This window comes from Agrobacterium sp. 22-221-1, from assembly GCF_053522445.1.
The window spans coordinates 281,156-306,140 of record NZ_JBNWCL010000008.1 but is presented as its reverse complement, the minus strand read 5'-3'; the positions used below and the strand labels follow the sequence as shown (position 1 = coordinate 306,140).

The 24,985-nt window shown below is 60.9% G+C and carries 21 protein-coding genes and 1 pseudogene; 3 read left to right on the top strand and 19 right to left on the bottom strand.

Going from position 1 to position 24,985, the window contains the following annotated elements; all coding sequences use genetic code 11:
* The 5 genes and pseudogenes from ACQZ5N_RS15200 to ACQZ5N_RS15180 all read right to left on the bottom strand — a co-directional run.
* Positions 1–99 (bottom strand): annotated as a pseudogene (locus ACQZ5N_RS15200) (sugar ABC transporter permease); the annotation flags it as partial.
* A 174-nt stretch (positions 100–273) separates the two neighbouring features.
* Complete coding sequence (locus ACQZ5N_RS15195; protein WP_304983174.1) at positions 274–1,587, bottom strand: ABC transporter substrate-binding protein; 1,314 nt, start codon at positions 1,585–1,587, stop codon at positions 274–276.
* Between the two features lie 144 nt (positions 1,588–1,731).
* The gene (locus tag ACQZ5N_RS15190; RefSeq protein WP_020813212.1) at positions 1,732–2,685 is read right to left on the bottom strand and encodes a sugar-binding transcriptional regulator; all 954 of its coding nucleotides are present in this window, start codon (positions 2,683–2,685) and stop codon (positions 1,732–1,734) included.
* 306 nt (positions 2,686–2,991) lie between these two features.
* Entirely contained in the window at positions 2,992–4,842 is a 1,851-nt protein-coding gene (locus tag ACQZ5N_RS15185) for an ABC transporter ATP-binding protein (RefSeq protein ID WP_448733351.1), read from the bottom strand.
* A 48-nt stretch (positions 4,843–4,890) separates the two neighbouring features.
* A complete protein-coding gene (locus ACQZ5N_RS15180; protein WP_020813214.1) occupies positions 4,891–6,054 on the bottom strand; it encodes a M20 aminoacylase family protein in 1,164 nt (387 codons plus the stop codon).
* A 305-nt stretch (positions 6,055–6,359) separates the two neighbouring features.
* On the opposite strand from ACQZ5N_RS15180, the gene ACQZ5N_RS15175 reads away from it, so the two are divergent.
* The 3 genes from ACQZ5N_RS15175 to ACQZ5N_RS15165 all read left to right on the top strand — a co-directional run bounded on the left by ACQZ5N_RS15175 (position 6,360) and on the right by ACQZ5N_RS15165 (position 10,136).
* Entirely contained in the window at positions 6,360–8,069 is a 1,710-nt protein-coding gene (locus ACQZ5N_RS15175; protein WP_425644931.1) for a peptide ABC transporter substrate-binding protein, read from the top strand.
* Between the two features lie 143 nt (positions 8,070–8,212).
* On the top strand, positions 8,213–9,223 hold the full coding sequence (locus ACQZ5N_RS15170) for an ABC transporter permease (protein WP_020813216.1): 1,011 nt from the start codon (positions 8,213–8,215) through the stop codon (positions 9,221–9,223).
* Positions 9,216–10,136 (top strand): ABC transporter permease, encoded by a 921-nt coding sequence (locus ACQZ5N_RS15165; protein WP_003523158.1) that lies wholly within the window; start codon positions 9,216–9,218, stop codon positions 10,134–10,136. Before ACQZ5N_RS15170 ends, ACQZ5N_RS15165 begins: the two co-directional genes overlap by 8 nt.
* Positions 10,137–10,301: 165 nt before the next feature.
* Here the strand turns inward: ACQZ5N_RS15165 and ACQZ5N_RS15160 are convergent, their stop codons facing one another.
* The 14 genes from ACQZ5N_RS15160 to ACQZ5N_RS15095 form a co-directional block, all read right to left on the bottom strand.
* The gene (locus ACQZ5N_RS15160) at positions 10,302–10,652 is read right to left on the bottom strand and encodes a ribbon-helix-helix domain-containing protein (RefSeq protein ID WP_448733350.1); all 351 of its coding nucleotides are present in this window, start codon (positions 10,650–10,652) and stop codon (positions 10,302–10,304) included.
* 70 nt (positions 10,653–10,722) lie between these two features.
* Positions 10,723–11,289, bottom strand: a complete 567-nt coding sequence (locus ACQZ5N_RS15155) for a DJ-1/PfpI family protein (protein ID WP_020813219.1) — start codon at positions 11,287–11,289, stop codon at positions 10,723–10,725.
* 94 nt (positions 11,290–11,383) lie between these two features.
* Positions 11,384–12,781: an amidase gene (locus ACQZ5N_RS15150; RefSeq protein WP_448733349.1), complete on the bottom strand. Its 1,398-nt coding sequence runs from the start codon at positions 12,779–12,781 to the stop codon at positions 11,384–11,386.
* 53 nt (positions 12,782–12,834) lie between these two features.
* On the bottom strand, positions 12,835–13,656 hold the full coding sequence (locus ACQZ5N_RS15145) for an ABC transporter permease (protein ID WP_162934226.1): 822 nt from the start codon (positions 13,654–13,656) through the stop codon (positions 12,835–12,837).
* Entirely contained in the window at positions 13,653–14,603 is a 951-nt protein-coding gene (locus ACQZ5N_RS15140) for an ABC transporter permease (protein ID WP_448733348.1), read from the bottom strand. The genes ACQZ5N_RS15145 and ACQZ5N_RS15140 overlap by 4 nt, the downstream gene beginning before the upstream one ends.
* A gap of 247 nt (positions 14,604–14,850) precedes the next feature.
* Positions 14,851–16,386 carry an ABC transporter substrate-binding protein gene (locus tag ACQZ5N_RS15135; protein ID WP_425644938.1) on the bottom strand — a complete coding sequence of 512 codons (1,536 nt, stop codon included), beginning with the start codon at positions 16,384–16,386 and terminating at the stop codon, positions 14,851–14,853.
* A 182-nt stretch (positions 16,387–16,568) separates the two neighbouring features.
* The gene (locus ACQZ5N_RS15130) at positions 16,569–17,471 is read right to left on the bottom strand and encodes a LysR family transcriptional regulator (RefSeq protein WP_425644939.1); all 903 of its coding nucleotides are present in this window, start codon (positions 17,469–17,471) and stop codon (positions 16,569–16,571) included.
* A 177-nt stretch (positions 17,472–17,648) separates the two neighbouring features.
* The gene (locus ACQZ5N_RS15125) at positions 17,649–18,398 is read right to left on the bottom strand and encodes an ABC transporter ATP-binding protein (protein ID WP_174058712.1); all 750 of its coding nucleotides are present in this window, start codon (positions 18,396–18,398) and stop codon (positions 17,649–17,651) included.
* On the bottom strand, positions 18,395–19,231 hold the full coding sequence (locus ACQZ5N_RS15120; protein ID WP_080857873.1) for an ABC transporter ATP-binding protein: 837 nt from the start codon (positions 19,229–19,231) through the stop codon (positions 18,395–18,397). The genes ACQZ5N_RS15125 and ACQZ5N_RS15120 overlap by 4 nt, the downstream gene beginning before the upstream one ends.
* Entirely contained in the window at positions 19,228–20,160 is a 933-nt protein-coding gene (locus ACQZ5N_RS15115) for an ABC transporter permease (RefSeq protein WP_003523147.1), read from the bottom strand. The genes ACQZ5N_RS15120 and ACQZ5N_RS15115 overlap by 4 nt, the downstream gene beginning before the upstream one ends.
* On the bottom strand, positions 20,157–21,224 hold the full coding sequence (locus ACQZ5N_RS15110; RefSeq protein ID WP_425644941.1) for an ABC transporter permease: 1,068 nt from the start codon (positions 21,222–21,224) through the stop codon (positions 20,157–20,159). Before ACQZ5N_RS15110 ends, ACQZ5N_RS15115 begins: the two co-directional genes overlap by 4 nt.
* A gap of 18 nt (positions 21,225–21,242) precedes the next feature.
* Positions 21,243–22,883: an ABC transporter substrate-binding protein gene (locus ACQZ5N_RS15105; protein ID WP_448733347.1), complete on the bottom strand. Its 1,641-nt coding sequence runs from the start codon at positions 22,881–22,883 to the stop codon at positions 21,243–21,245.
* 49 nt (positions 22,884–22,932) lie between these two features.
* A complete protein-coding gene (locus ACQZ5N_RS15100) occupies positions 22,933–23,988 on the bottom strand; it encodes a dipeptidase (protein ID WP_035263351.1) in 1,056 nt (351 codons plus the stop codon).
* 207 nt (positions 23,989–24,195) lie between these two features.
* Positions 24,196–24,903 (bottom strand): phosphoribosyltransferase, encoded by a 708-nt coding sequence (locus ACQZ5N_RS15095; protein ID WP_425644943.1) that lies wholly within the window; start codon positions 24,901–24,903, stop codon positions 24,196–24,198.
* Positions 24,904–24,985 lie beyond the last annotated feature (82 nt).

Sequence of the window (24,985 nt, the reverse complement as noted above, 5' to 3'; positions counted from 1 at the left end):
CAGGGTCATCGCCAGAGGCACGATCATCCACACCAGCAACAACAGCACCGATGGCGCAAGCATTACCCGCGCTAATCCGCTTGTGTTTCGGGTTGCCATTGCACTCACCTCTCCTTGGGCCTGGGCGTCACGACATGCGCCCGGCATATCCGGAAGAACCGGCTCATTCTTGTTTTGATTTGAAAGGCTTAAACGCCGCCGTACAGACCGGCGGCTTGCCGTCCCCAAGGTTCGCTGCCCGGCATTGGCGCCGGACAGCGATCTTCGGGAGGATTACTTGATGTAGCCGGCGCGGGTCATTTCACGCGTCGCGGTCGACTGGGCGCCCGCAAGCGCATCGTCAACGCTGGACTGGCCGGCAACGACTGCCGAGAAAAGCTGACCGACCGTGGTGCCGAGCGCCTGGAATTCAGGGATCGCCACGAACTGACCGCCGGTGTAAGGCACGGGCTTTACGGTCGGCTTGGTGATGTCAGCGGCATCCATCGCGGCAAGCGTCGGCTTGGCGAAGGCGGCGGCCTTTTCATACTCGGCATTCTTGTAAAGCGAGGTGCGGGTGCCCGGAGGCACGTTTGCCCAGCCTTCCTTGGAAGCGACGAGCTCGGTATATTCCTTGCTGGTTGCCCAGGAGATGAATTTCTCGGCCGCTTCCGCCTTCTGCGAGCTCTTCGGGATCGCGAGGTTCCACGACCACAGCCAGTTACCGTGGTTCTTCAGCTCGCCATGGGTCGGGAAGATGGCGTAACCGACCTTGTCGGCAACGGTGGAATCCTTCGGGTTGGAGACGAAGGAAGCAGCGACCGTAGCGTCGATCCACATGCCGCATTTGCCCTGCTGGAACAGCGTCAGGTTTTCGTTGAAGCCGTTGGAGGATGCGCCCGACGGACCGGCATCCTTCATCAGATCCACATAAAACTGCAGCGAGCTCTTCCATTCCGGCTGATCGAACTGCGGCTTCCAGTTTTCATCGAACCAACGGCCGCCGAAGGAGTTGGTCAGCGCGCTGATGAAGGCCATGTTTTCGCCCCAGCCGGCCTTGCCGCGCAGGCAGATGCCGTTGATATCGGCCTTGCGGTCGGTAATCTTGCGGGCGGCGTCGCCGATGAATTCCCAGGTCGGGCTATCGGGCATCTTCAGGCCGGCTTTTTCGAACAGGTCCTTGCGATACATGATCATGGCGGATTCGCCATAGAAGGGCGCGGCGTAAAGCTTGCCTTCGCTGGAGAGGCCGCCGCGGATCGCCGGCAGCAGATCGTCGACGTCATATTTGTCGCCGAGCTTTTCGAGCGGCAGCAGCCAGCCCTGCTTGGCCCAGATCGGCACTTCGTAATTGCCGATGGTCATGATGTCGTATTGGCCGCCATTGGTGGCGATATCGGTCGTCACGCGCTCACGGAGGACGTTTTCTTCAAGCGTCACCCACTCGACCTGGATGTCGGGGTTCTTGGTGGTGAAGTCCGAGGTCAGACCCTGCATGCGGATCATGTCGCCGTTGTTCACGGTCGCGATGGTCAGCGTCTCGGCGGAAGCAAGGGTCGAAAAGGCGAGTGCCGAGCATGCGCCCAGCAAAATGGTCTTCAATGTCATATCTTCCTCCCAGAAGAAAAATGATGAGCATTCGCTTTGCTCTAGGGCATTTACTCACCTCATCAGCAAAAAAGTCAAGCGACATCCTGTGCTGCGACGCACATGGAAAAACCAAGCTATTGATTTTATGTGTTTAATTTTTGCTCAGTGCGTGAGCAAATATTCGCTTGTGACTTCGTCGGTGATGAGGCCGTTCAGCAGACCGCCCCTCAGCGCCGCCAGAATCGAGGCGTTTTTGCGTGCGCCCTGCGCCATGCCGATGACGGTGCAGGTGTCTCTTGAAGGGATGGGAACGGAGGCGACGCGCTCGTTGACGGAATGTTCGAGAATGCGGCCATTGGCATCATACATCCAGCCGCAAATCTCGCCGACGGCACCGCTTGCCATCAGCGCCTTCATCTCATCCACGCCGAGGAAACCATCGACGCAGAGCGGTGCGTTTTCGCCGAGTTCGCCGACACCGACGAAGGTGACATTGGCCGCAGAACCCAGCGCCAGCGTGGAGCGCACCATGGACTGGTCGTGCAGCAGTTCCCGCTCCTCCGCAGAGGAGCACAGAACCGGCAGCGGCATCGGAAAATGCCGCGCCTTGATGGCATCGGCCATGCTGAAGATGACGTTATAATAAGCGGCCGAGCCATCCGGCCCGATATTGCCCGTCAGCGACACGATGCGGTGCTGCGGGCACTCCATCGGCGGCAGTTGATCAACAGCGGCCTTCAAGGTACGGCCGGTGCCGATGGCGAGCACGATGGGATCGGCATTCTTCAGCCAGCGCTCGATTTCCGCCGCCCCGGCCTCGGCAATGCCGACCGTGGAGGAGACGCCGGCCGGATCGCTCGGCACCACCTCGATATATTTCAGGTCGAATTTCTCTTTCAGCCGTTCGGCTTTTTCGAGACAGGCGGCGATGGGATGATCGAGCCGCACCTTGATCAACCGCTCGGCGACGGCAAGCGACACAAGCCGCTGCGCCGATTGCCGGGAAATGCCCATGGCGGCGGCGATCTCATCCTGCGTGCGGCCGGCGACATAATAAAGCCAGCCGGCACGGGCCGCATCATCCAGCCGTCCATGTGCGTCGTTTCGTCTGGCCATGCCGCCGCCCTTTAAGAATTATGCTTGCGCATTTGCTGGCATTTTTTTGCGTCGGCTGTCAAACGGCGGATGCGGAAGAGAGCGTGCGGCGGGCCTAAAATCATCTGGCGTGGCGGTGCGGCGCGTTTCTTCTCCCCGCCGGGGAGAAGGTGGCCCGAAGGGTCGGATGAGGGGGCACCCTCTCCGTATATCTCTACCCTCGCCCCCTCATCCCGCTGCCGCGACCTTCTCCCCGGCGGGGAGAAGAAACAAGGGGCGACCACTCGCTCCCGTATCAGCCCTCAGCCCGAAGCCGACACTGTTCGATCACGCCGCTTCCTGCACCAGATGCCCTGCGGAAACCTCGCGGTAATGGCGCTGCGGCGGCACGTAGTCCACCGGCCGGATCGGGCTTTTGATCTCGTCGGTCGCCATGTTGCGCCGAATCTGCCGCCGCGCCGGGTCCGGCACCGGAACGGCGGACATCAGCTTTTTCGTATAGGGATGCTGCGGATTGTCGAAAACCGCCGCACGCGGGCCGATTTCCACGATCTCGCCGAGATACATCACCGCCACACGATGGCTGACGCGCTCTACCACCGCCATGTCATGGCTGATGAACAGGAAAGCGAGGTTGAGGCTCTGTTGCAGGTCGAGCAGCAGGTTGCAGACCTGCGCCTTGATGGACACATCGAGCGCCGAGACCGCCTCGTCGGCGACGATGACCTTGGGGTCGAGCATCAGCGAGCGGGCAATGGCGATGCGCTGGCGCTGGCCGCCGGAAAATTCATGCGGGAAGCGCCGCATCATATCCGGGCTCAAGCCCACCTTTTCCAGAAGATCGGCCGCCTTTTCGCGGGCCTGCTGCTTGGTTCCGAGGCGATGCTCGATAAAGGGCTCCATGATCGCCGTGCCGATGCTCATGCGCGGATCGAGCGAGGCGAAAGGGTCCTGGAAGATCATCTGCACGCTGCGGCGCATGGTGCGCAGCGTCGTCTTGTCGAGCTTCAGCACCTCGTAGCCATCGAGCATGACATTGCCGGATGTCGGCTCGATCAGCCGGGTGATGGAGCGGCCCGTGGTGGACTTGCCGCAGCCCGATTCGCCGACGAGAGACAGGGTTTCGCCCTCGGCGAGATCGAAGGAGACCTTTTCCACCGCATGCACGGCGCCGGATTTGCGGCCGAAAAGGCCGGTGCGGATATCGAAACGGGTGGTGAGGTCCTTGACCGAAAGAATGGGCGTTCGGCCGCCGGAGACCGTGTCCTTCACCTCCGCGACGGGCTGGCTTTCGCCGGTCTTGATATCGATGATCGGGAAACGGGCCGGCAGCACCCTCTCCTTCATCGAGCCGAGCTTCGGCACCGCCGAAAGCAGCGCCCGCGTATAGGGATGGCGGCCGCGATGGAAAATATCGTCGGTGGTTCCGGTTTCCACCACATCGCCGCGGAACATGACGATGGTGCGGTCTGAGACTTCCGCCACCACACCCATATCATGGGTGATGAACAGGACCGACATGCCCTCCTCTTCCTGCAGCGTCTTGATGAGGTCGAGAATCTGGCCCTGGATCGTCACATCGAGCGCCGTTGTCGGCTCGTCGGCGATCAGCAATTTCGGTTTGGAGGCGAGCGCCATGGCGATCATCACGCGCTGGCGCATGCCGCCGGAAAACTGGTGCGGATAATCGTCGAAACGGTTCTTCGCATTGGGAATACGGACCTTCTCAAGCAGGCGGATGACCTCTGCCTTCGCAGCGGATGAGGAAATATCCTGATGCACGGTCAGCGCCTCGGCGATCTGCTTGCCGATCGGGAAGATCGGGTTGAGGCTGGTCATCGGCTCCTGGAAGATCATTGAGATATCCTTGCCGCGAACCTTGCGCATCTCCTCTTCCGGCAGCGCCAGCAGGTCGCGCCCGCCGAGCATGACCTTGCCTTCGATGCGGCTCGTCTTTTTATCGAGGAGCCGCATGATGGAGAGCGAGGTGACGCTTTTGCCCGAGCCGCTTTCGCCGACGATCGCCACCGTTTCGCGCGGTGCGATCTCGAAACTCATATTACGGACCACGGATTTCCAGCCGCCATCGACGCGGAAGGATGTGGTGAGATTTTGAACCGATAAAACCGGGCTTACCGAACCGCCGGTCTGTTCCATGGACGTCGCCGCCAAAAGCATGCCGATCTCCTGAAAAGCAAAAGGCGGCCACGAAGGCCGCCGGATGTCTTACGCAGCAAGTGCGGTTTCGGCCATCGAAACCCAGTAGCTGATGCCGTAAGGCAGCGCATCGTCGTTGAAATCATAGGCCGCATTGTGCAGCCCGGCGGTATCGCCATTGCCGATGAAGATGAAGGCGCCGGGGCGCGCTTCCAGCATGTAGGAGAAATCCTCCGCCCCCATATGCGGGTTCGGATTGGTGTTGACGGCGTTCGCACCGGCCACGCCCATGGCCACGCCGGTGGCGAATTCGGTTTCGTCACTGTGGTTGAAGGTGACGGGATAACCGCGATGATATTTCACCTCCACGGTGGCGCCATGCGCCATGGCGGTGGCGGTCGCCACTTCCTTCAGGCGCTTTTCGGCGAAATCGCGGGTTTCCGGCAAGAGCGTGCGCACCGTTCCCGTCAGCGTCACCGCACCGGGAATGACATTGACGGCCGTGCCGCCATGGGTGGTGGCGACGGTGACGACCAGCGATTTCAGCGGGTCCGTCTCCCGCGAGACGATGGATTGCAGGGCGATGATGACATGCGCCGAGGTCAGCACCGGATCGATGGAAAGATGCGGGGCGGCCGCATGGCTGCCCTTGCCGGTGATGACGATTTCGAAACTATCCGCCGCCGCCATGGTCGATCCCTTGCGGATGGCGAAATTGCCGACCGGAATGCCCGGCTCGTTATGCATGCCATAGACCTGCGAAATGCCGAATTTCTCCATCATGCCGTCGTTCAGCATGGCGAGCGCGCCCGCGCCGCCCTCTTCCGCCGGCTGGAAGATCACCGCCACGGAGCCCTTGAAATTGCGGGTCTCGGCCAGATATTGCGCCGCACCCAGAAGCATGGCGGTGTGCCCGTCATGACCGCAGGAATGGGCCTTGCCCGGTGTCTTCGAAGCCCAGGGCTTGCCGCTCGTCTCAAGGATCGGCAGCGCGTCCATGTCGGAACGGAAACCGATGGTTGGGCCATCCCCGTGCCGGCCCTTGATGATGCCGACCACGCCGGTTTTGCCGATGCCGGTCTCAACCACGTCGCAGCCGAAGGATTTCAGTTTTTCGGCCACGAATTTCGATGTTTCGAAGACATCGTAGAGCAGTTCCGGGTGTTCATGCAGATGGCGCCTCCAGCCGGCAACTTCTTCCTGCATTTCAGCCACACGGTTCAATATCGGCATTCTCTTTTTCCCTTTTTTTGTTCCCCGCCGGGTTGTCGGACGCCATATTGCGTTTGGAATTTCTCGTTTTGCAAGCATGAAATTTGCTGCATGAGCGAAAAATAGGCCCAAAACTGAATGGCTCAAATTTTGTTCACCAAAGAAACATTGGGACTTGCTTTTCAAAAAAACTGACAATAGCATCATCGGGAATGGAGGAATATTCCTTAGCAAAGTCAAATACTTAGAATAACAGACCTTGCACATGACGACGGGAAAAGCGTCAAACATTCAAATAGATAAAATCCAAAAAGGGGAAAACGACAATGAAGAAGCGCAGCGTTCTCTTTGCCAGCACGGTGGCGGCCATGGCCCTGGCAGGCTCTGCCGCCCATGCCGAGCGTGGCAGTGACGGCGAACTGAAAATCCTGTTCTGGCAGGCCGTATCGACACTTAACCCTTACCTTTCCGGTGGCACGAAGGAAGTCTACAGCTCGTCCATGGTGATTGAGCCGCTGGCGCGCTACGACGAAAAGGGCGAGCTGGTGCCGATGCTGGTCACCGAAATTCCGACGATCGACAATGGCGGCGTCGCGAAGGATCTGCTCAGCATGACCTGGAAGCTGAAAAGCGACGTGAAGTGGTCGGATGGCACGCCGCTCACCGCCGAGGACGTCATTTTCACCTGGAAATATTGCACCGCACCGGATGGCGGCTGCGCGCAGGCGGCGCAATATGAGGGCGTGAAGAATGTCGATGCCGTCGACGCCCACACCGTCAAGGTCAGCTTCACCGAACCGAAACCTTACCCCTATTCCGCATTCGTCGGCGCACAGTCGCCGGTCATCCAGAAGAAGCAGTTTGAAAAATGCGTCGGCGCTGCCGCACCCGGCTGCACATCCGCCAATTTCGGTCCCATCGGCACCGGCCCCTTCGTGGTCAAGGATTTCAAGCCGAATGACGTGATCAGCTTCGTCGCCAACACCAATTACCGCGACCCCGCCAAGCCCGCCTTCGCCACGGCGACCCTGAAGGGCGGCGGCGATGCCGCTTCCGCCGCACGCGCCGTTCTTGAAACCGGCGAATTCGACTATGCCTGGAACATGCAGGTGGAGCCGGAAATCCTCGCCACCATGGTGGCCGCCGGTAAAGGCAAGCTTGAGACAGCCTTCGGCACCCAGGTCGAGCGTATCAATCTCAACTGGTACAATGCCGATCCTTCGCTGGGCGACAAGCGCTCCACCAAGCAGGCCGGCCCGCACCCGGCCCTTTCCGACCCCGCCGTGCGCCGTGCATTGTCGCTCGCCATCGACCGCGATGTCATCGACGAAGCGGGTTATGGCGAAGCGGGCAAGCCGACCTGCAACATCGTGCCGGCTCCGGAAGCCGTCGCTTCCACCAAGAATGACAGCTGGTGCCTGAAGCAGGATGTGGAAGGCGCAAACAAGCTGCTGGACGATGCCGGCTGGGTGAAGGGTGCAGACGGCATCCGCGCCAAGAATGGCGTGAAGCTCTCCTTCCTCTACCAGACCTCCACCAACTCGGTTCGCCAGGCCACGCAGGAACTGGTGAAGGACATGTGGTCGCAGATCGGCGTTGCCTCCGAACTGCGCAATGTCAGCGCCTCGGTCTTCTTCGGCGGCGACCCGGCAAGCCCGGATACTTTCCAGAAATTTTATGCCGACGTCGAAATGTACACCAACAATTTCGACGGCACGGACCCGGAAAAATATCTGGCGGAATGGCTGTGCGACAAGATCCCGGCCCCGGAAAACGGCTGGCAGGGCCAGAATATTCCGCGTTATTGCAACCCGGAATTCGACAAGCTGGTGGGTGAACTCTCCAAGACCGCCGAGCTTGCCAAGCGCGCGGAGATTTCCAAGCAGCTCAACGACATGCTGACGGAGGAAGGCGCGCATATTCCGCTCATCCACCGCGGCAGCGTTTCCTCGCATTCGCTGACGCTGGAAGGCGTTCGCATGAATGCCTGGGATTCGGAACTCTGGAACGTCGCGGACTGGTCCCGCAAGAAGTAACACGCAGATGCGCCGGCTTCTCCCCCCGGAGAGGCCGGCCTTCTGCATGCCCCTGGACCATGATCTGAAGACACATTTGCCGCGTTAAGGCGAAAACGCTCCCAATTTTCGTCCTGTCGCGCTCTGGGTCTGGAGAGTTTCAGATGTTTACCTTTACGCTCCGGCGGCTAGCCTTTGCCGTACCGACGCTGCTTGTCATCAGCTTCGTCATCTTCGCGCTGCTCGATCTTGCGCCGAACGACCCGACCGGCGACCTGCCGCTCACCATCCCGCCTGAAGTGCGTGAGCAAATCCGCGCCTCGCTCGGCCTCGACCAGCCCTTCTTCATCCGTTACCTGATGTGGCTGCAGCAATTCTTCATCAACGAACCGCTGAACCTCATTGAAAGGCTGACCGGCTGGCAGATCGGCGATGGCAGCCGCATGCGGGTGCTCTCCTGGGCGACACGCAGCCCAGTAGTCGATCTCGTCATTCAGCGCATGCCGCAGACGCTGTGGGTGGTGGGCCTCGCCTATCTCTTCGGTGCGCTGCTGGCGATCCCGATCGGCGTCATTTCCGCCTATAAGCAATATTCGATCTTCGACCAGATCGGCACCTTCGTTTCGATGGTCGGTTATTCGGTGCCGACCTTCTTTACCGGCGTGCTGCTGGTGGTCATCTTCAGCTCTTACCTGCAATGGTTCCCTTCCGTTTACGACACCAACCTTCAGGTGACCGACTGGGGAAGTTTCGTGGCGCAGGTGAAGCAGATGTTCCTGCCGGTTCTGGTGCTGACGCTCTACAATGTCTCACAGATCAGCCGCTTCGTGCGCGCCTCGATGCTGGACAATCTGCATCAGGATTACGTGCGCACCGCACGCGCCAAGGGCGTGAAGGAAAAATCCGTTCTGCTCATCCATGTGCTGCGCAATAGCCTGATCCCGGTGGTGACGGTGATTGCGCTCGGCGTGCCGACCATCTTTTCCGGCGCCATCATCACCGAGCAAATCTTCCGCGTGAACGGGCTTGGCCAATTGCTGATCACCGCCGTTCAGGGTGCGGATATTCCGCTGGTGCAGACGCTCACCTTCATTTTCGCGGTGCTTATCGTGCTCTTCAACCTGATTGCCGACGTGCTGTACGGCATTCTCGACCCGAGGATCCGCTATGACTGACGCCACCATCGCAGCGCCGACGGTTGCGGCCACCCCCACGCAATCCGCCCTTGCCGATATCTGGAAACAGTTCCGCGTTCACAAGGGCGGCGTGGCGGGCCTCTTCGTCTTCGTCTTCATCCTGCTGGCGGTCTATGTCGGCCCCTATATCCACACCGTTGCGCCCAACGCCATCAATGTGAAGGCGCGCAACCAGTGGCCGTCGCTCGCGCATCCTTTCGGCACCGATAATCTCGGCAAGGACATGCTGGCGCAGGTTCTGGCCGGCGGGCGCATCTCGCTTGCCGTCGGCATCACCGCCATGCTGCTGGCGCTGTTTCTCGGAACGCTGGTGGGCGTGCTGTCTGGCTATTTTCGCAGGCTGGACGGCCCGCTGATGCGACTGACCGACCTGTTCCTGGCGCTGCCGCTTTTGCCGCTGCTGCTCGTCATCCTGATGCTGTTTCGCGATACGCTGCGCGCGGCCTTCGGGCCGGAAACCGGCATCTTCATCCTGATCGTCTTCGTGATCGGGATAACCAGCTGGATGCATACGGCCCGTATCGTGCGCGGCGATGTGCTGACGATCAAAAGCCAGGAATTCATCATGGCGGCGAAATCGAGCGGCATGCGCGAATATCGCATCATTCTGAGGCATATATTGCCGAATGTGCTGAGCTCGATCATGGTCTCGGCCACGCTCGGCATCGCCGCCGCCATCATCACGGAATCCGCGCTGTCCTTCCTCGGCCTCGGCTTCCCCTCCGATTTCCCGACCTGGGGACGGCTGCTGTTCGATGGCGCGAACTTCCTGCAACTGACGCCCTCGCGCGTGCTGTGGCCGGGGCTGGCGATTTCGCTGACGGTTCTGAGTGTGAATTACATCGGCGATGCTGTGCGCGATGCGCTTGATCCAAGGGCGCTGAAGAGCTAAACGCTCTCTCCCTCATCCCTGTGCTCGTCACAGGGATCCAGCCAGCCCAAGTCCTTGGGCTGAAAGGACTCTTCCCGCCGCGCGGACGCGCGTCGGCTGGATTCCTGTGACAAGCACAGGAATGAGGTTGAGGGGATGCCCCGGCACATAAAAAACGAACGTGCCCTAGTGATAATTCACCTGCTCCGCCTCAAGGATGCTGTCCGCATCCAGCGCCGCAATCGGAATATCGCTGCGCGCCGGAATATCGCCGGAAAGCTGAAGCGCCAGATAACGCCCGCAGCAAACCCGCAGGAACGAGGTGAAATTGCCGAGGTCGTGCCCGGCGTCGATCGATTCATTATAGAGCTTGGCGATCAGTTGCACACTGTTCATGCCATCGCGGCGCGCGATCTCGTCCAGCGTCGACCAGAAGAAGTTTTCAAGCCGCACGCTGGTGACCATGCCATCGATCCTGAGCGACCGCGTATGGCTCTCCCAAAGCGCAGGGTCTGCCTTGATGAAAAGCTTGCACATGGTTTCCTCCCTCACCACGCCTGAAAGATAGGCGGAAAACGGGGCCGGAAAAAGCCCCGTTTCGCTAGTCTTATTTGCCGAGCACGGCCATGAATTGCGAAAGCCATGCCGGATGCGCCGGCCATGCGGGCGCCGTCACCAGCTTGCCGTCGGTAACCGCCGCATCGATGGCGATATCGGCATAGGTGCCGCCCGCCAGTTCCACCTCCGGGCGGCAGGCGGGATAGGCCGAGCAGGTGCGGCCCTTCAGGACACCCGCAGCCGCGAGCAATTGCGCACCATGGCAGACGGCAGCCACCGGCTTGTCGGCCTCGAAGAAATGTTTCACCGCCGAAAGCACATCCGCGTTGAGCCGCAGATATTCCGGCGCACGGCCGCCGGGAATGACCAGCGCATCGTAATCCGCAACCTTGATATCGGCGAAGGTGGCGTTGAGCGCGAAATTATGGCCGCGTTTTTCCGAATAAGTCTGGTCGCCCTCGAAATCATGGATGGCCGTGGCAATGGTCTGGCCCGCCTTCTTGCCGGGGCAGACGGCGTGCACCGTGTGGCCGACCGCAGCCAAGGTCTGGAACGGCACCATGGTCTCATAATCCTCGGCGAAATCGCCGGCGATCATCAAAATCTTCTTCGGCATGTCTGCTCCTCCCGTTTTCGAATGCCTTGGGCACCCTAACAGGCGGGATCGAGATGCGGGTATTATGGCAATACTACAGGCCGATAAAGGTGGATCAGCGGGCCTGCGGCGGCTGCGGCCAGCGTCTCACACCGCCGCCCCAATTCTCGAAGGCTTTTGAAAGCTTCAGCACGAACAAATCCTCGTAACGCGGCCCGACGATCTGCAAGCCGATGGGCATTCCCGATCTGGAGAAGCCGCAATTGATCGAGGAGGCCGGCTGTTCCGACATGTTCCACGGCACCGTGAAGGCTATATGTTCGAAAGGAAGTTCGGGATCATTGGTGGGCGAGGCCCAGTCGGCCGGATAGGACACGATGGGATTGACGGGTGAAATCACCGCATCAACGGACTGCATCAACCGCCCGCAAGCCTTACGCATTTCCATGGTCTGGTTGAAACCGAAAACGGCGCGCGAACCGGAAATATCCGCCCCCTTCTGCGCCCATTCATGAATATAGGGAAGGATCGCGGCGCGACGGTCCGCGCTCAACGCCACCATGTCGCCCCAGAACTTCGCCCGCCAGAAATCGTCCAGCCCATCGAGCATTTCCCGCGTCAGCACCGGCTCGACCGGGATGACGATGGCGCCAGCCGCCTCGAACAGTTTCGCGACGGAAAGCACGGCGTCGCGCACCTCTTCGTCCAGCGGCAGGCCGCAGCCGGCATCCAGCATCAGGCCGATTTTCAGGCCCTTTACATTAATATCGAGGTTCATCCAGTTGATATCGTTGGGCGGCAGAGAGGTGCCGTCGCGCCAGTCGGGCCGCGAAAGCGTCGCCATGGCATAGGCGGCGTCGGCAACGGTGCGGGTCATCGGCCCGGCGCAGCGGCCGGTATAATAGGGATCGACCGGAATGCGGCCCTGGCTCGGCTTGAAACCGAACAGGCCGGTCCAGCCCGCCGGCAGCCGCACCGAGCCGCCAATATCCGTGCCGATATGCAGCGTGCCATAACCCGCAGCCCCGGCCGAGGCCGCACCGGCGCTGGAGCCGCCGGGGTTCTGGGTGGGGTCCCACGGGTTGCGGCTGAGCTTGTGGAAACTGGAAAGGCCGGAGGACAGCATGCCGTAATCCGGGCAGGTCGTCTTGGCGTAAATAATCGCGCCATCCTCACGGCAGCGGGCAGCCACCGGCGCGTCCTCAACCGCAGGCACCAGTTCCACCGCTTTGGTGCCGAGCGGCACGGGATGGCCTTTCGTGGCGATCAATTCCTTCAGCGAGACCGGAATGCCATCGAGAGCCCCGAGCGTTTCGCCTTTTTGCCAACGTTGCGTCGAGGCCAGCGCCTGCCTGCGTGCATCTTCCGGATCATAGGCGTAAAGCGCGTTCACCACCGGCTCGAAAGCATCGATGCGCGCCTCAACCGCCTGCCAATATTCCGATGGCGAAAGCTTCCTGTCCCGGTAAAGCGCCAGGATTTCGAGCGTGTTGAGGTCTATGAGATCGGTCATGGCATCGTCTCGTCAGAAAAACAGGAAATTGGGGCGATATCGGCTTGAAACGGTCAGCTGGTATCGCGCGGGTCCAGCAGGTCGCGCAGGCCGTCGCCGAGAAGATTGAGACCGAAGACGGCGAGCGCGATCGCAAGGCCGGGCATGATGGCGAGCCAGGGCGCTGTGCCAAGATAGGTCTGCGCATCGGCCAGCATCCGCCCCCAGGTGGCGGCGGGCGGCGGCATGCCGAGACCGAGGAAGGAGAGGCCTGCTTCCGTCAATATCGCAAGGCCGAGCTGGATCGTCACCTGCACGATGATCTGGTTGGAAATATTCGGCACGATATGGAAAAGCGTGATCTTGGCGCGGTTCTGGCCGATGCTGGTGGCGGCGGTGACATATTCCCGCGACCATATCTGCAGCGCCGCTCCCAGCGTCAGCCGGGCAAAGACCGGCACCATGAATGTGGCGATGGCGATGATGGCGGTAAAACGGCCCGTGCCGATGAAAGCGCCGAGCATCATGGCCGACAGGATGGGCGGCACGGCGAAGATGATGTCGCAGATGCGCATGACCACGGTTTCGGTGAAACCGCGCAGGGCCGCAACCGCAACGCCGATGGTCGTGCCGATAAATGCGCCGATGGCGACGGCGGCGATGGAGGTGGACAGCGAGTTCCACGCACCGGCCATCAGCATGGACAGCACGTCGCGGCCGAAATGATCCGTGCCGAGGCCGCCATAAACCAAGGGCGATTTCAGCTTCTGGACGATCTGCATCTTTGTGGGGGACACCGGCGTCCAGACCAGCGACAGCAGGGCGACTGCGACCAGAAAGACCGTGACGGCAATACCGACGGCAAAGGCGGGGCGGCGGCGGATCAATCGCATCATCGCGCACCTGCCCGCAGTCTCGGATCGATGAAAAGATAGGCGATATCGACCACAAAATTCATGACGATCACCAGCGCCGAGAAAAACAGCACGACGGATTGCATGACGACGATATCGCGCTGGGTCAGCGCCTGATAGGCAAGCCGCCCGAGCCCCGGCAGGTTGAAGACATTTTCCACCAGCACCGCGCCGGCGATGAGAAAGGTGAATTGCAGGCCGATCATGGTGACGACAGGGATCATCGCATTCGGCACCGCATGCCGCCACAGCGCCACCCGTTCGCTCAGGCCCTTGGCGCGGGCAGTGCGCACAAAATCCTCATTCATCACTTCAAGCACGGCGGAGCGGCAGACACGGGTGAGTACCCCGGCCTGCGACAGTGCAAGGGCGACTGCCGGAAGCACCAATGCTGTGAGGCCCGCTGAAAAGCTCGGCGTCCAGCCGGGAAAACCGCCTGATGGCATCCAGCCGAGCGTGGTGGAAAAGACGATGATGAGCAGCAGCCCGACCCAGAAACCGGGCACGGCAATGCCCACATGCGAAAACAGCCCGGCTGCAAAATCCAGCGCCCCATTGCGACTCCGCGCCGCCGCAACGCCGAGCGGAATGGCAATGGTGACAGACAGGCAGACGGCCAGCAGCGCAAGCGGCAGGGTAACGGCCAGCCGCTCCACGATCAGCCCCGCCACCGGCACGCCATAGGTATAGGATTGCCCGAGATCGCCCCGAAACACACCGGCCAGCCAGTGGAGATAACGCAGCGGCAGCGGCTGATCGAGGCCCATCTGCTTCTGCAGCGCCGCGAGCGTATCGGGGCTCGCCGAGGTTCCGAGCATGATGGCGGCAGGATCGCCCGGCAGCAGGCCCATGACGACATAGATGATGAGGGAAACGGCAAACAGGGTAATGACGAGGCTTAAAAGACGCCGGATGAGGACGGCTAACATCTGGCATCTTCTCCTTGCTTTGTTTTGTAGCCGGATATCGTGGAGAGATTTGTTGTCATCCCCGCACACTCTTCCCTCATCCCTGTTCCCCGGAACAAGCCCGAGGATGTCACAGGGATCCAGCCGCCGCGCGTCCGCGCGGCGGAGAGACTCCTTTCAGCCCAAGGACTTGGACTGGCTGGATTCCTGTGACAAGCACAGGAATGAGGTGGATGGGGAAACTGCGCCCTACCCCTCACAACAAACCCTATTCTTCCCAATGCACATCCGTCAGCACATTCGAGGGAATGGGCTCGTTTTCCCACAGCCCCTTCACCTTCTTGTCCCAGACGCCAAGTTTCGGCATGACGAAAAGGAAGAGAGCTGGCACGTCCTCGGCGAGGATTTTCTGGGCTTCGCCATAGAGCTTTTCCTGCTCGCCGGCATCCGCCGTCTTTTCGACATTCGCCACAATCTCGTTGAAGGTCGGGTTCTTGTAATTGAAATAATAGGGATCGCGCGCATAGATATCGATATCCATCGGCTCCGCATGGGCAACAATGGTCATGTCGTAATCCGCGCCTTTGAGAACATCCGCCACCCATTTCGCCGGAAACTCGGTGGTCTCGATGGTCATGGTCACGCCGAGTTCGGCAAACATCGCCTGCAGGATTTGCGAGGTGCGCTGGGCATAGGCCATCTGCGGTGCCTTGATGGTGAAGTTGAAGCCATCCGGATAACCGGCTTCCGCAAGCAGCGCCTTGGCCTTGTCGATATCAAAGGGGTGAACGCCCGTTGTATCGATATAGCCGCGGTCATTCGGGGTGTAATGGCTGCCGATGGCCGTGCCAAAGCCGGACCAGGCGCCTTCAATGACAGTGCCGCGATCCACCGCCATCATCAGCGCCTGACGCACGCGCTTGTCATCGAAGGGCTTGCGGGCATTGTTCATGCCGGCCACGACCTTCAACTCGGTATTGCCGACAAAAGTGCCGAGGCGCGCGTCGCCATCGAAGGAGGTCATCAGTTCCGGTGCGCCGAATTCCGGGAAGGCATCGATATCGCCGGATTTCAGTGCAGCGGCCTGCGCCTGCGGATCGGAGACGAAACGGAAGGTCGCCTTGTCGAGCTTTACCGAAACGGCCTTGTCCCAATAGGCGTCGTTCTTCTGCAACTCGACCTTGTCGCCCTTGGCCCAGTTAACGAATTTGAACGGGCCTGTGCCGACAGGAGTGGTGCGGTTATTCTCCGCATTTTTCGGCGCCACCATCACGGAGGCCGGCCAGCCCAGCCAGTAGAGAAGGCTGCCGGCCGGCTGCTTCAGCTTCAGCACCAGCGTTGCGGCATCCGGCGTCTCGATACTGTCGATGGCGGCGAAGAAGCGTTTCTGCGGATTGACCGAGCTTTCGCCACGCGCCCGATCCAGCGCAAATTTCGCGACAGAGGAATCGAAAGCCTCGCCATCATGGAAGGTCACGCCCTTGCGCAACTTGAACGTATAGGTTTTGCCATCAGGGGAAATTTCCCAGCTTTCGGCAAGCTGCGGCTTTACCTTGCCTTCGCGGTCGATCTTCACCAGACCTTCGAAGACATTCTGCCAGGTGACCTGGCCGATGGCGACGGGGGCGGCGATGGTCGGATCGAGACCGGCCGGCTCCACCGCCATGCCAAGCGTCAGCGCTGTTTTCGGCGCGGCTTCGGCAACCGTTGCCGAAAGCGGCAGCCAGAGCGCCGTGCCCAATGCAAGGGTCAGCGCGGTACGGCGCGAAAGCGTTGCCGCCTGCGAAAGATAAGTGCGTGGCATCATTGTCCCCTGTCTGGCGGCCGGGGCATTTTTGCCCTCGGAAGACCGCCCGTTGCAAAAAGAGTGTCATGTTGCAGGCGCACACACAATCTCGATTTTTGTGTGCTCCGTGTAGCTGAAATGGCTACACGGAAATGCGGATGGAAATCAACCTTCCGGGCGGAAAGACCAAACCGTCCCGCTTATCCCGCCGTCGCCTCGCGCATGAAGCGCTCGATGAAATCGGCGAGCTTGGAGGCGGCGAAGGACAATTGCCGGTCGGGCGCAACGCAGAGATCGATCTGGGTATGGATACCCCTCTTGCCGGAGAGCGGAACGGCGACCATCTGCCCGCTGCGGATTTCCCGCGCCACCGAGAGCGCCGGCAAAAGCGTGGCGGCAGCATGGCCCAGCACCAGTTCCTTCAGCATTTCCAAAGAGCTGGTAATGAAGACGGGATCAAGCTCGATGCCCGCATCGGCAAACAGCGTATCGAAGGCCTGACGCGCAGCGAAACTCTTGTCCGGCAAGGCGAGCGGCAGGCTGGCCAGCTCTTTGAGCGAGACTTCCGGCTGGGCGGCGAGCGCATGACCGGCCGGAAAGATGGCGTCGTAGCTGATGCGGGTGCGAGAGCGCACTTTCACACCGGAAACCTTCGGCGCGAACAGGCTGACGACCAGATCGGCTTCCGCCGCACCCAGTGCCTCCATTGCCTGCCGGGCGCTGGTGATATGCACCTCGAAGCGCAGTTTTGGGTATTTCAGGCTGAACTTCGCCAGCACCGGCGCCAGAAGGTTCGCCACCGTCGCGCCATTGGCATAGACCGTGACGCGGCCGCGCTGCAGGCCCTTTAGGTCGTCAATGAGCTGGTGCACATGGTCGAGTTCCCGCAGCGTCTTGCCGGCGCGGGCGGCGAGCAGCTCGCCTGCCGCCGTCAGCTTCACGCCGCGGCTGGAACGCTCCACCAGTGGCGAGCCGAAATAATATTCGAGGTTCTCGATCTGCCGGCTCACCGCTGTCGGCGCGACATTCAGGTTTTCCGCCGCGGCGCGCATGGAATTGGTGCGGACCAGTTCGTCGAAATACATCAATGCGCGCAGTTGCATGGTCTGGATACCTTGTTTTGGCCGAAACCGTCCGTCATGCCGGGCTTGACCCGGCATCCAGCGCGATCAAGTCCTTGATCGCAATAGAGTCTCTGACCACGCAGACGCGCGGTCGCTGGATTCCGGCTCAAGGCCGGAATGACGGAAGATGACATTTGACCCGATTATAGCGGCACCTCAAGCGCGCTTGAAGCCCTCGCTCGCTACCAGCAGCTGCCTTGTATAATCCGCGCTGAATTCCCGGCTTTCCAGGGCCTCGGCTTCCAGCATTTCCACCACCTTGCCGCTTTTCATCACCGCCAGACGATCGCACATGTGGCTGATGACGCCGAGATCGTGGCTGACCATAACGAAGGTGAGGTTACGGTCCTTGCGGGCCTGTTCCAGCAGGTTGAGGATTTCCGCCTGAATGGAGGCGTCGAGCGCCGAAGTCGGCTCATCCAGCAGCAGGATTTTCGGCTCGACGATCAGCGCACGCGCAATGGCGATGCGCTGGCGCTGGCCGCCGGAAAGCTGGTGCGAATACCGGAAGCGGAAGCCGGAGCCGAGCCCCACCTCGTCCAGCGCGCGGGCAATGCGCTGCTCGCGATTATCCAGACCGTGGATGACCAGCGGTTCGAGCAGCAGCGCATCCACCGTCTGGCGCGGGTGCAGCGAGCCATAGGGGTCCTGAAACACCATCTGCACGTCGCTATAGAAGCTCTTGTCGCGGCGTTTGCCGGCATAGGAGCGCCCGGCCACCGTCAGGGAGCCTTCATCGAAATGGTTGAGGCCGGCGATGGCGCGCAGCAGCGTCGATTTGCCGGAACCGGACTCGCCGACGATGCCGAAGGATTCACCCTCGGCCACATCGATGCTGACGCGGTCGAGCGCGATATAACCGTCGAAATCGACCACCATGTCGCGGACGGAAAGAACTGAACTCATGCGCGCCACTCCGGCTTGCGTTCCAGAACCGGCAGCGGATGCCGGTGGCCGCCGATTTCCGGCAGGCAGTTCAGCAGGCCCTGCGTATAGGGATGTTTCGCTTCCTTCAGATTGGCGGAAGACAGCTCTTCCACCACCTTGCCCGCATACATGACGAGAACACGGTCGCAGAAAGACGATACGAGCCGCAGATCGTGGCTGACGAAGATCAGCCCCATGCCACGGTCGCGCACCAGCTTGTCGAGGATGTCGAGCACTTCCAGTTGCACCGTCACATCGAGCGCCGAAGTCGGCTCATCGGCGATCAGAAGCTCCGGGCCGCAGACCAGCATCATGGCGATCATGACACGCTGGCCCATGCCGCCCGAAACCTCGTGCGGGTAAAGATCGAAAACGCGCTCGGGATCGCGAATCTGCACGGCTTCGAGCATGGCGAGCGTGCGCTGGCGCGCCTCGCCGCCGCCGATCTTTTCATGGGTGCGCAGGGTTTCCATGATCTGGCGGCCGATGGTCATGACCGGGTTCAGCGAATATTTCGGGTCCTGCAGGATCATGGCCATGCGCTTGCCGCGCATGATCCGCCGCTCTTTTGCAGACGCCTTGAGCAGATCGATATCGCCGAAGCGCAGCGCATCGGCCTCGATGCGCGCGTTTTTCGGGGTCAGCCCCATGATGGCACGGCCGGTCTGCGATTTGCCCGAGCCGGATTCGCCGACGATGCCGAGACGCTCGCGACCGAGCGTGAAGGACACGCCGCGCACCGCCTCCACCAGCCCGGTGCGGGTGGGAAAGGACACGCGCAGGTTCTGAACGGTCAGAAGCGGCGCACTCATTGGCCCGCCTCCTTGGGGTCCAGCGCATCGCGCAGACCGTCGCCCAGCAGGTTGAAACCGAGGCTGACGATGAGGATCGCCACGCCGGGCATGGCCGCGACCCACCATTGGTCGAGGATGAAGCGGCGGCCGGAAGCGATCATCGCGCCCCATTCCGGCAGCGGCGGCTGTGCGCCGAGACCGAGAAAGCCGAGGCCTGCGGCAGTGAGGATGATACCTGCCATATCCAGCGTCACACGCACGATGAGCGACGACAGGCAGAGCGGCATGACGTGTTTCAGAACGATGCGGAAGGGCGACGCGCCCATGAGTTTGACCGCCGCGATGAAATCGGAATTGCGGAAGGTCATGGTTTCGGCGCGCGCGATGCGCGCATAGGGCGGCCATGAGGTGAGCGCGATGGCGAGCACCGCGTTTTCGATGCCCGGCCCGAGGGCCGCGACCAGCGCCAGCGCCAGAACGAGCTTGGGAAAGGCAAGAAAGATATCGGTGATGCGCATCAGCACCGCATCCACCCAGCCGCCGGCATAACCGGAAACCGTGCCGACGATGAGGCCGACGGGGGCTGCGATGATGGCGACCAGAAGCACGACGAAAAGCGTCAGCCGCGACCCGTGAATGAGGCGCGAGAGAATATCGCGGCCCTGATCGTCGGTGCCGAGCAGATAACCTTCCGTGCCGGGCGGCAACAGCCGGGCATTGCGCAAATCGCCCTGCACCGGGTTATGCGGCGCCAGAACATCGGCAAACAGCGCCACGAACAGCAGCGCGATGATGATGGCCAGCCCAAGCAGCGCCAGCCGGTTTTCCGAAAAGCGCCGCCAGATGACATAGGCACGGCCAAGCCGCGCCTGCTTGCGCGAGGCCGGCCGGTCGGAGAGCAGCCATTCGCGGCTATAGGGTTTGATCGTATCGGTCGAAAGGGTCATCGGCTGCGCGTCCTTGGATCGAGCGTCCGGTAAAGCAGATCGGAGAAGAGATTGATGCCGACGAAGATGGCGCCAATCACGATCGTGCCGCCGAGAACGGCATTCATATCCGCATTCTGCAGGGAATTGGTGATGTAGAGGCCGAGCCCCGGCCAGGCGAAGATGGTTTCGGTGAGCACCGAACCTTCGAGCAGACCGGCATAGGAGAGTGCAATCACGGTCACCAGCGGCACGGCGGCGTTGCGCAGCGCGTGGAACCAGATGATGCGTGTTTCCGAAAGCCCCTTGGCGCGGGCCGCGACGATATATTCCTGGCTAAGCTCGTTCAGCATGAAGGAGCGCGTCATGCGGCTGATATAGGCCAGCGAAAAATAGCCGAGCAGAGAGGCTGGCAGGATGATGTGGCGGAAGAGATCCCACAACACGTCCCATTGCCGCTGCCAGATCGCGTCGAGCAGGAAGAAGCCCGTGACCGGCGTGAAGGTGAATTCATAAACGATATCCATGCGGCCGGGATAAGCCACCCATTGCAGCCGGGCGTAAAACACCAGCAGCGCCAGGAGGCCGAGCCAGAAGATCGGCACGGAATAACCGATGAGGCCGATGACGCGCACCACCTGGTCGGCAAAGCTGCCGCGCTTGACGGCGGCAAGAACGCCGAGCGGAATGCCGAAGACGGCGCCAATGATGGTGCCGAGCGTGGCAAGCTCGATGGTGGCCGGGAACACCCGCTTGATATCCTCCATTACCGGATTGGTGGTGAGGACGGAGGTGCCGAAATCGCCCGATAGCGCCTGTTTCAGATAAAGGAAGAACTGCTGCCAGAGCGGCAGGTTGAGGCCGAGCTGCTCGCGCACCCGCTCGACCACATGCGCAGGCGCACGGTCGCCGACGATCGCCAGTGCGGGATCGATCGGCACGACGCGGCCAATGAAGAATGTGACCGCCATCAGCCCCAGAAAGGTGGTGATGACGGTGACGGCGAAGCCGAGAACGGCTTTCACGCGGGCATTGGCACGGCGTTTGCCGTGCCTCGCCCTGCTGTTGGTTTCAACCATGCTCAAGAGACCGATCCTTCCGGATCATTCCTTGGAAATGGTGTAGACGAAGTTGGTGTCGAAGCTCGGTCCGAGCTTCAGGCCCTTAAGCTTGGCGGAATATCCCGCCACTTCCGTCTGCTGGAAGATGATGACGAAGGGACCCTTCGCCAGAACTTCCTTCTGCAGGTTTTCATAGATGGCGGCGCGCTTGGCGCTGTCCTTCTCCAGAAGCGCCGACTGGGTTTCCTTGGTCAGATCAGGAACGTCCCAGGCATTGCGCCAGGCGAGCGTCTTGTTCTTGCCCTCGTCGGAATTGTCGTAGTTGATGGTGAAGGTTTCCGCATTCGAGTTCGGGTCGAAATAGTCCGAACCCCACTGACCGATATAGATATCATGCGTGCGGGCGCGATATTTGGTCAGCGTCTGCTTGCCGTCGCCTGGGATGATTTCCAGCTTGATGCCGGCCTGCGCCAGCGTCTGCTGCACGCTTTCGGCAATGCCGGTTACCGGCTGGGTGTTGCGCACATCCATGGACACGGTGAAGCCGTCCTTCAGGCCGGCCTTGGCGAGAAGCTCCTTCGCCTTGGCGACGTCGAGCTTGTAGGGGTTCTCGTCAAGCGCGCCGAGCTGGCCCTTCGGCAGGAAGGTCTGGTGAACTTCGCCGATACCCTTGATGATCGTCGCGCCGATGGCGTCGTAATCGACGAGATATTTGAAGGCTTCGATGACCTCGGGCTTCTTCAGGTTCTCGTTCTTCTGGTTGAGGCTGAAATAATAGACGGTGCCCTTCGGCGCGGAGGTAACGGCAAGGCCTTCCTTCTTGGAAACGGCTTCCATGTCGCCCGGTTCGAGGTTGCGGGCAACGTCGATGTCGCCGTTCTCAAGCGCCAGGCGCTGGCCGGAGCTTTCCTTCATGTGGCGATAGACCACACGCTTCAGCTTCGGCTTCTCGCCGTAATAATTCGGGTTGGCCTCGAGGATGACGGCTTCGTTGGCCTTCCAGCCGAGGATCTTGTAAGGGCCGGAACCGGCATAACCGGTCTTCAGGAACTCGTTGCCGAAATCGGTATCGTATTTGTAATCGGCGCTCGGCGTGACCGACTTGGCCTTTTCCGTCACGAATTTCTTGTCGACCACCGAAGCGACGGTTGCGGTCAGCACGTTCAGCACGAAGCTCGGCGCATAGGGCTTGTCGACCGTCAGAACGAAGGTGTTCGCATCCGCAGCCTTCGCCTTTTCGGTGACGTTGTTACCGCTGAGGCCGAACTGCGTCAGCAGGAATGCCGGCGACTTGTCGAGCTTCACGGCGCGTTCGAAGGAGAAAGCCACATCATCGGCCGTGACCGGATTGCCGGAGGCGAATTTCAGGCCGGATTTCAGCTTGAACGTATAGGTGAGACCGTCCTCGGAGGTCGTCCAGCTTTCGGCCAGATCGCCGATCACCTTGGACGTGTCGTTGAGATCGATGGAAACCAGCTTGCTGTAGGTGTTGCCGGTAACTTCAGCTGCGGACAGCTCGAATGCCTCGCCCGGATCGAGCGTGATGATGTCGTCGATGGCGAAACCTTCGACCAGCGTATCGGCCGGCGTTGCGGCAAACGCATGGGGCGCCGCCAGCATCATCAGCGACAAAGCGGCGCTGGTGCTCAGAATGCGCATGGATTTGTTGAGCGATTTGATCATAGGATCTCCCCTTTTGTTATAAGCTTGATTTGGTTCGCTTCAGCTCTTCTCAGGCCGCCTCGTGCCAGGCCTCAGACAAAACACGCAGCCAGTTTTCCCGGCATATTTTAGCAAGTTCTCCATCACCGTAGCCCGCCGATTTCAGCGCCGCAACCAGATTGTGATTGCCGCTCGCATCGGCAACGCCGACGGGTATCGTCGCGCCGTCGAAGTCCGATCCCAGCGCCACGCAATCGATGCCCATGCGCTCCACCATGTAATCGATATGGCGCACCATGTCGGAAAGCGGCGTATCGGCAATGTCGCGCGCATCCGCGCGCAGCATGGTCACGGCGTAATTGAGACCCACCAGCCCGCCGCTTTCCTTGATGGCATCCATCTGCCTGTCGGTGAGATTGCGGGCCACGGGGGTAAGCGCATGCGCATTGGAATGGCTGGCGATCAGCGGCTGGTTGGTGGTCTTCGCCACATCCCAGAAGCCTTTTTCGGTGATATGCGCGAGATCGATGAGAATGCCGAGCCTGTTGCATTCCTTCACCAGCGCAAAACCGGCGTCGGTGAGGCCGGGCGCCGTATCGGGAGACATGGGATAAGAGAACGGAACGCCATGACCGAAGATATTGTGCCGGCTCCAGACCGGGCCGAGCGAGCGCAGGCCGGCGGCGTAAAACACCTCCAGCGCGTCGAGATCGGCCCCGATCGCCTCGCAGCCTTCCATATGCAGCACGGCGGCGAAGATATCCTCGGCAAAGGCCTTGCGAATATCGGCCGTGGAGCGGCAAAGCCGCCACGCGCCGGCGCGGTCGAGCCTCAGCGCAATCGCCGCCTTTTCCATGGCGATATCGAGCGAAGGCTGGCGCTCCAGTGGGGAGGCGAGCGGCGTGTTGTAGTGGCCGCTTTCATCCGGTTCCTGAAGAATGAGATCGCCGGAGGGAATATAGATCGCGCAGATGCCGCCGCCGAGACCGCCTGCCCTTGCACGCGGGCCGTCTATATGGCCTTCCCGTGTGCCGTTCCTGAATTCGGCCACCGGATCGGCACCGGCCTTGCTGTTGCGCCACAACCGAAGCAGCACATCATTATGACCGTCGAACACTGCGTGCATGGGAAGAAATTCCAGTCATCGGAAAGAACAAAACGGGGGCAGGCAGACGCCGGGATGACACCGCGCGAAAGCAAACCGGCGCATTGTTCGCCGACCGCTATTGTCTGTCGGAGGCGATCTTAGGACGATCTCTTCGAGCTTCGCAAGACACAAATTAGGCAGCGGTGAAATTATCACCACTTGCCTTTTGCCGGAATTTGCGCTTCGTCAGGCGCGCCAGCCGCCTTCCGCTTTGGTGAGCAGCGGCGTTGAAAAAACACCCCTCACCCGCTCCGGCCATTCCGGCCCGAAAGCCGCGATTTTTTCCCGCCAGCGATCCGATTGCAGCATGGCCGCGCCGATGACGGCGGGCCGAATGCCGGAGGCGGCGAGAAGAGAAAGACCCGCTATGATGGAGCTGCCGCTGGAGATCACGTCATCCACCAGCGCCACGCGCCTGTTCTCGATGAGCGGCAGCATGCGCGGATCGATATAGAGCCGTTTTTCCTGCCTTGTGGTGATGGAGGACATCGGCACCGACAATTCCTCCAGATACCAGAATTTGCGCGAGGTGCCGAGCGGCACGTAACGGGAATGGCCAAGATGCCGGGCGACGGCGGCGGCGAGCGTCAGTCCCAGCGTCGGCAGGCCGATGACGACATCGGGCTTGAAGGGAAGAAGCTGTGCGGCAAGGTCGGCCGCCAGCGCCTCGAGCACCTCGAAAGAGGCCTGATTGACGATGAGCGAGGCGAGCGCATGTTCGCCATCCGCCAGCGGCCTTATCGGCAGACATATCTGCCTTCCGTCATCCAGCTCCGCCGGAAAGAAGGCGGAATGCGGGCCGGCCGTTTCGAAGCTGCGGCGCGGATGGATCTCCTGCCAGAACTCATGCGGCGCGGCGGGGGAATGGGCGGCAGGCGATGCGGATGACGGCATCGGTTTTTCCTTTCAGAACCGGGATGGCGCAAGGCGGAGATGGTTTTCGGCCACGCCAATCCCGTTCGGCAGATTAGTCATT

Bases quoted from the DNA above. Each gene is read 5' to 3' on its own strand.
- ACQZ5N_RS15190 (WP_020813212.1), bottom strand. From the start codon at position 2,685: ATGGCCAGACGAAACGACGCACATGGACGGCTGGATGATGCGGCCCGT.
- ACQZ5N_RS15145 (WP_162934226.1), bottom strand. From the start codon at position 13,656: ATGATGCGATTGATCCGCCGCCGCCCCGCCTTTGCCGTCGGTATTGCC.
- ACQZ5N_RS15115 (WP_003523147.1), bottom strand. From the start codon at position 20,160: ATGACCCTTTCGACCGATACGATCAAACCCTATAGCCGCGAATGGCTG.
- ACQZ5N_RS15125 (WP_174058712.1), bottom strand. From the start codon at position 18,398: ATGAGTTCAGTTCTTTCCGTCCGCGACATGGTGGTCGATTTCGACGGT.
- ACQZ5N_RS15160 (WP_448733350.1), bottom strand. From the start codon at position 10,652: ATGTGCAAGCTTTTCATCAAGGCAGACCCTGCGCTTTGGGAGAGCCAT.
- ACQZ5N_RS15170 (WP_020813216.1), top strand. From the start codon at position 8,213: ATGTTTACCTTTACGCTCCGGCGGCTAGCCTTTGCCGTACCGACGCTG.
- ACQZ5N_RS15105 (WP_448733347.1), bottom strand. From the start codon at position 22,883: ATGATCAAATCGCTCAACAAATCCATGCGCATTCTGAGCACCAGCGCC.
- ACQZ5N_RS15155 (WP_020813219.1), bottom strand. From the start codon at position 11,289: ATGCCGAAGAAGATTTTGATGATCGCCGGCGATTTCGCCGAGGATTAT.
- ACQZ5N_RS15180 (WP_020813214.1), bottom strand. From the start codon at position 6,054: ATGCCGATATTGAACCGTGTGGCTGAAATGCAGGAAGAAGTTGCCGGC.
- ACQZ5N_RS15175 (WP_425644931.1), top strand. From the start codon at position 6,360: ATGAAGAAGCGCAGCGTTCTCTTTGCCAGCACGGTGGCGGCCATGGCC.
- ACQZ5N_RS15165 (WP_003523158.1), top strand. From the start codon at position 9,216: ATGACTGACGCCACCATCGCAGCGCCGACGGTTGCGGCCACCCCCACG.
- ACQZ5N_RS15100 (WP_035263351.1), bottom strand. From the start codon at position 23,988: ATGCACGCAGTGTTCGACGGTCATAATGATGTGCTGCTTCGGTTGTGG.
- ACQZ5N_RS15095 (WP_425644943.1), bottom strand. From the start codon at position 24,903: ATGCCGTCATCCGCATCGCCTGCCGCCCATTCCCCCGCCGCGCCGCAT.
- ACQZ5N_RS15140 (WP_448733348.1), bottom strand. From the start codon at position 14,603: ATGTTAGCCGTCCTCATCCGGCGTCTTTTAAGCCTCGTCATTACCCTG.
- ACQZ5N_RS15195 (WP_304983174.1), bottom strand. From the start codon at position 1,587: ATGACATTGAAGACCATTTTGCTGGGCGCATGCTCGGCACTCGCCTTT.
- ACQZ5N_RS15185 (WP_448733351.1), bottom strand. From the start codon at position 4,842: ATGCTTTTGGCGGCGACGTCCATGGAACAGACCGGCGGTTCGGTAAGC.
- ACQZ5N_RS15150 (WP_448733349.1), bottom strand. From the start codon at position 12,781: ATGACCGATCTCATAGACCTCAACACGCTCGAAATCCTGGCGCTTTAC.
- ACQZ5N_RS15135 (WP_425644938.1), bottom strand. From the start codon at position 16,386: ATGCCACGCACTTATCTTTCGCAGGCGGCAACGCTTTCGCGCCGTACC.
- ACQZ5N_RS15120 (WP_080857873.1), bottom strand. From the start codon at position 19,231: ATGAGTGCGCCGCTTCTGACCGTTCAGAACCTGCGCGTGTCCTTTCCC.
- ACQZ5N_RS15130 (WP_425644939.1), bottom strand. From the start codon at position 17,471: ATGCAACTGCGCGCATTGATGTATTTCGACGAACTGGTCCGCACCAAT.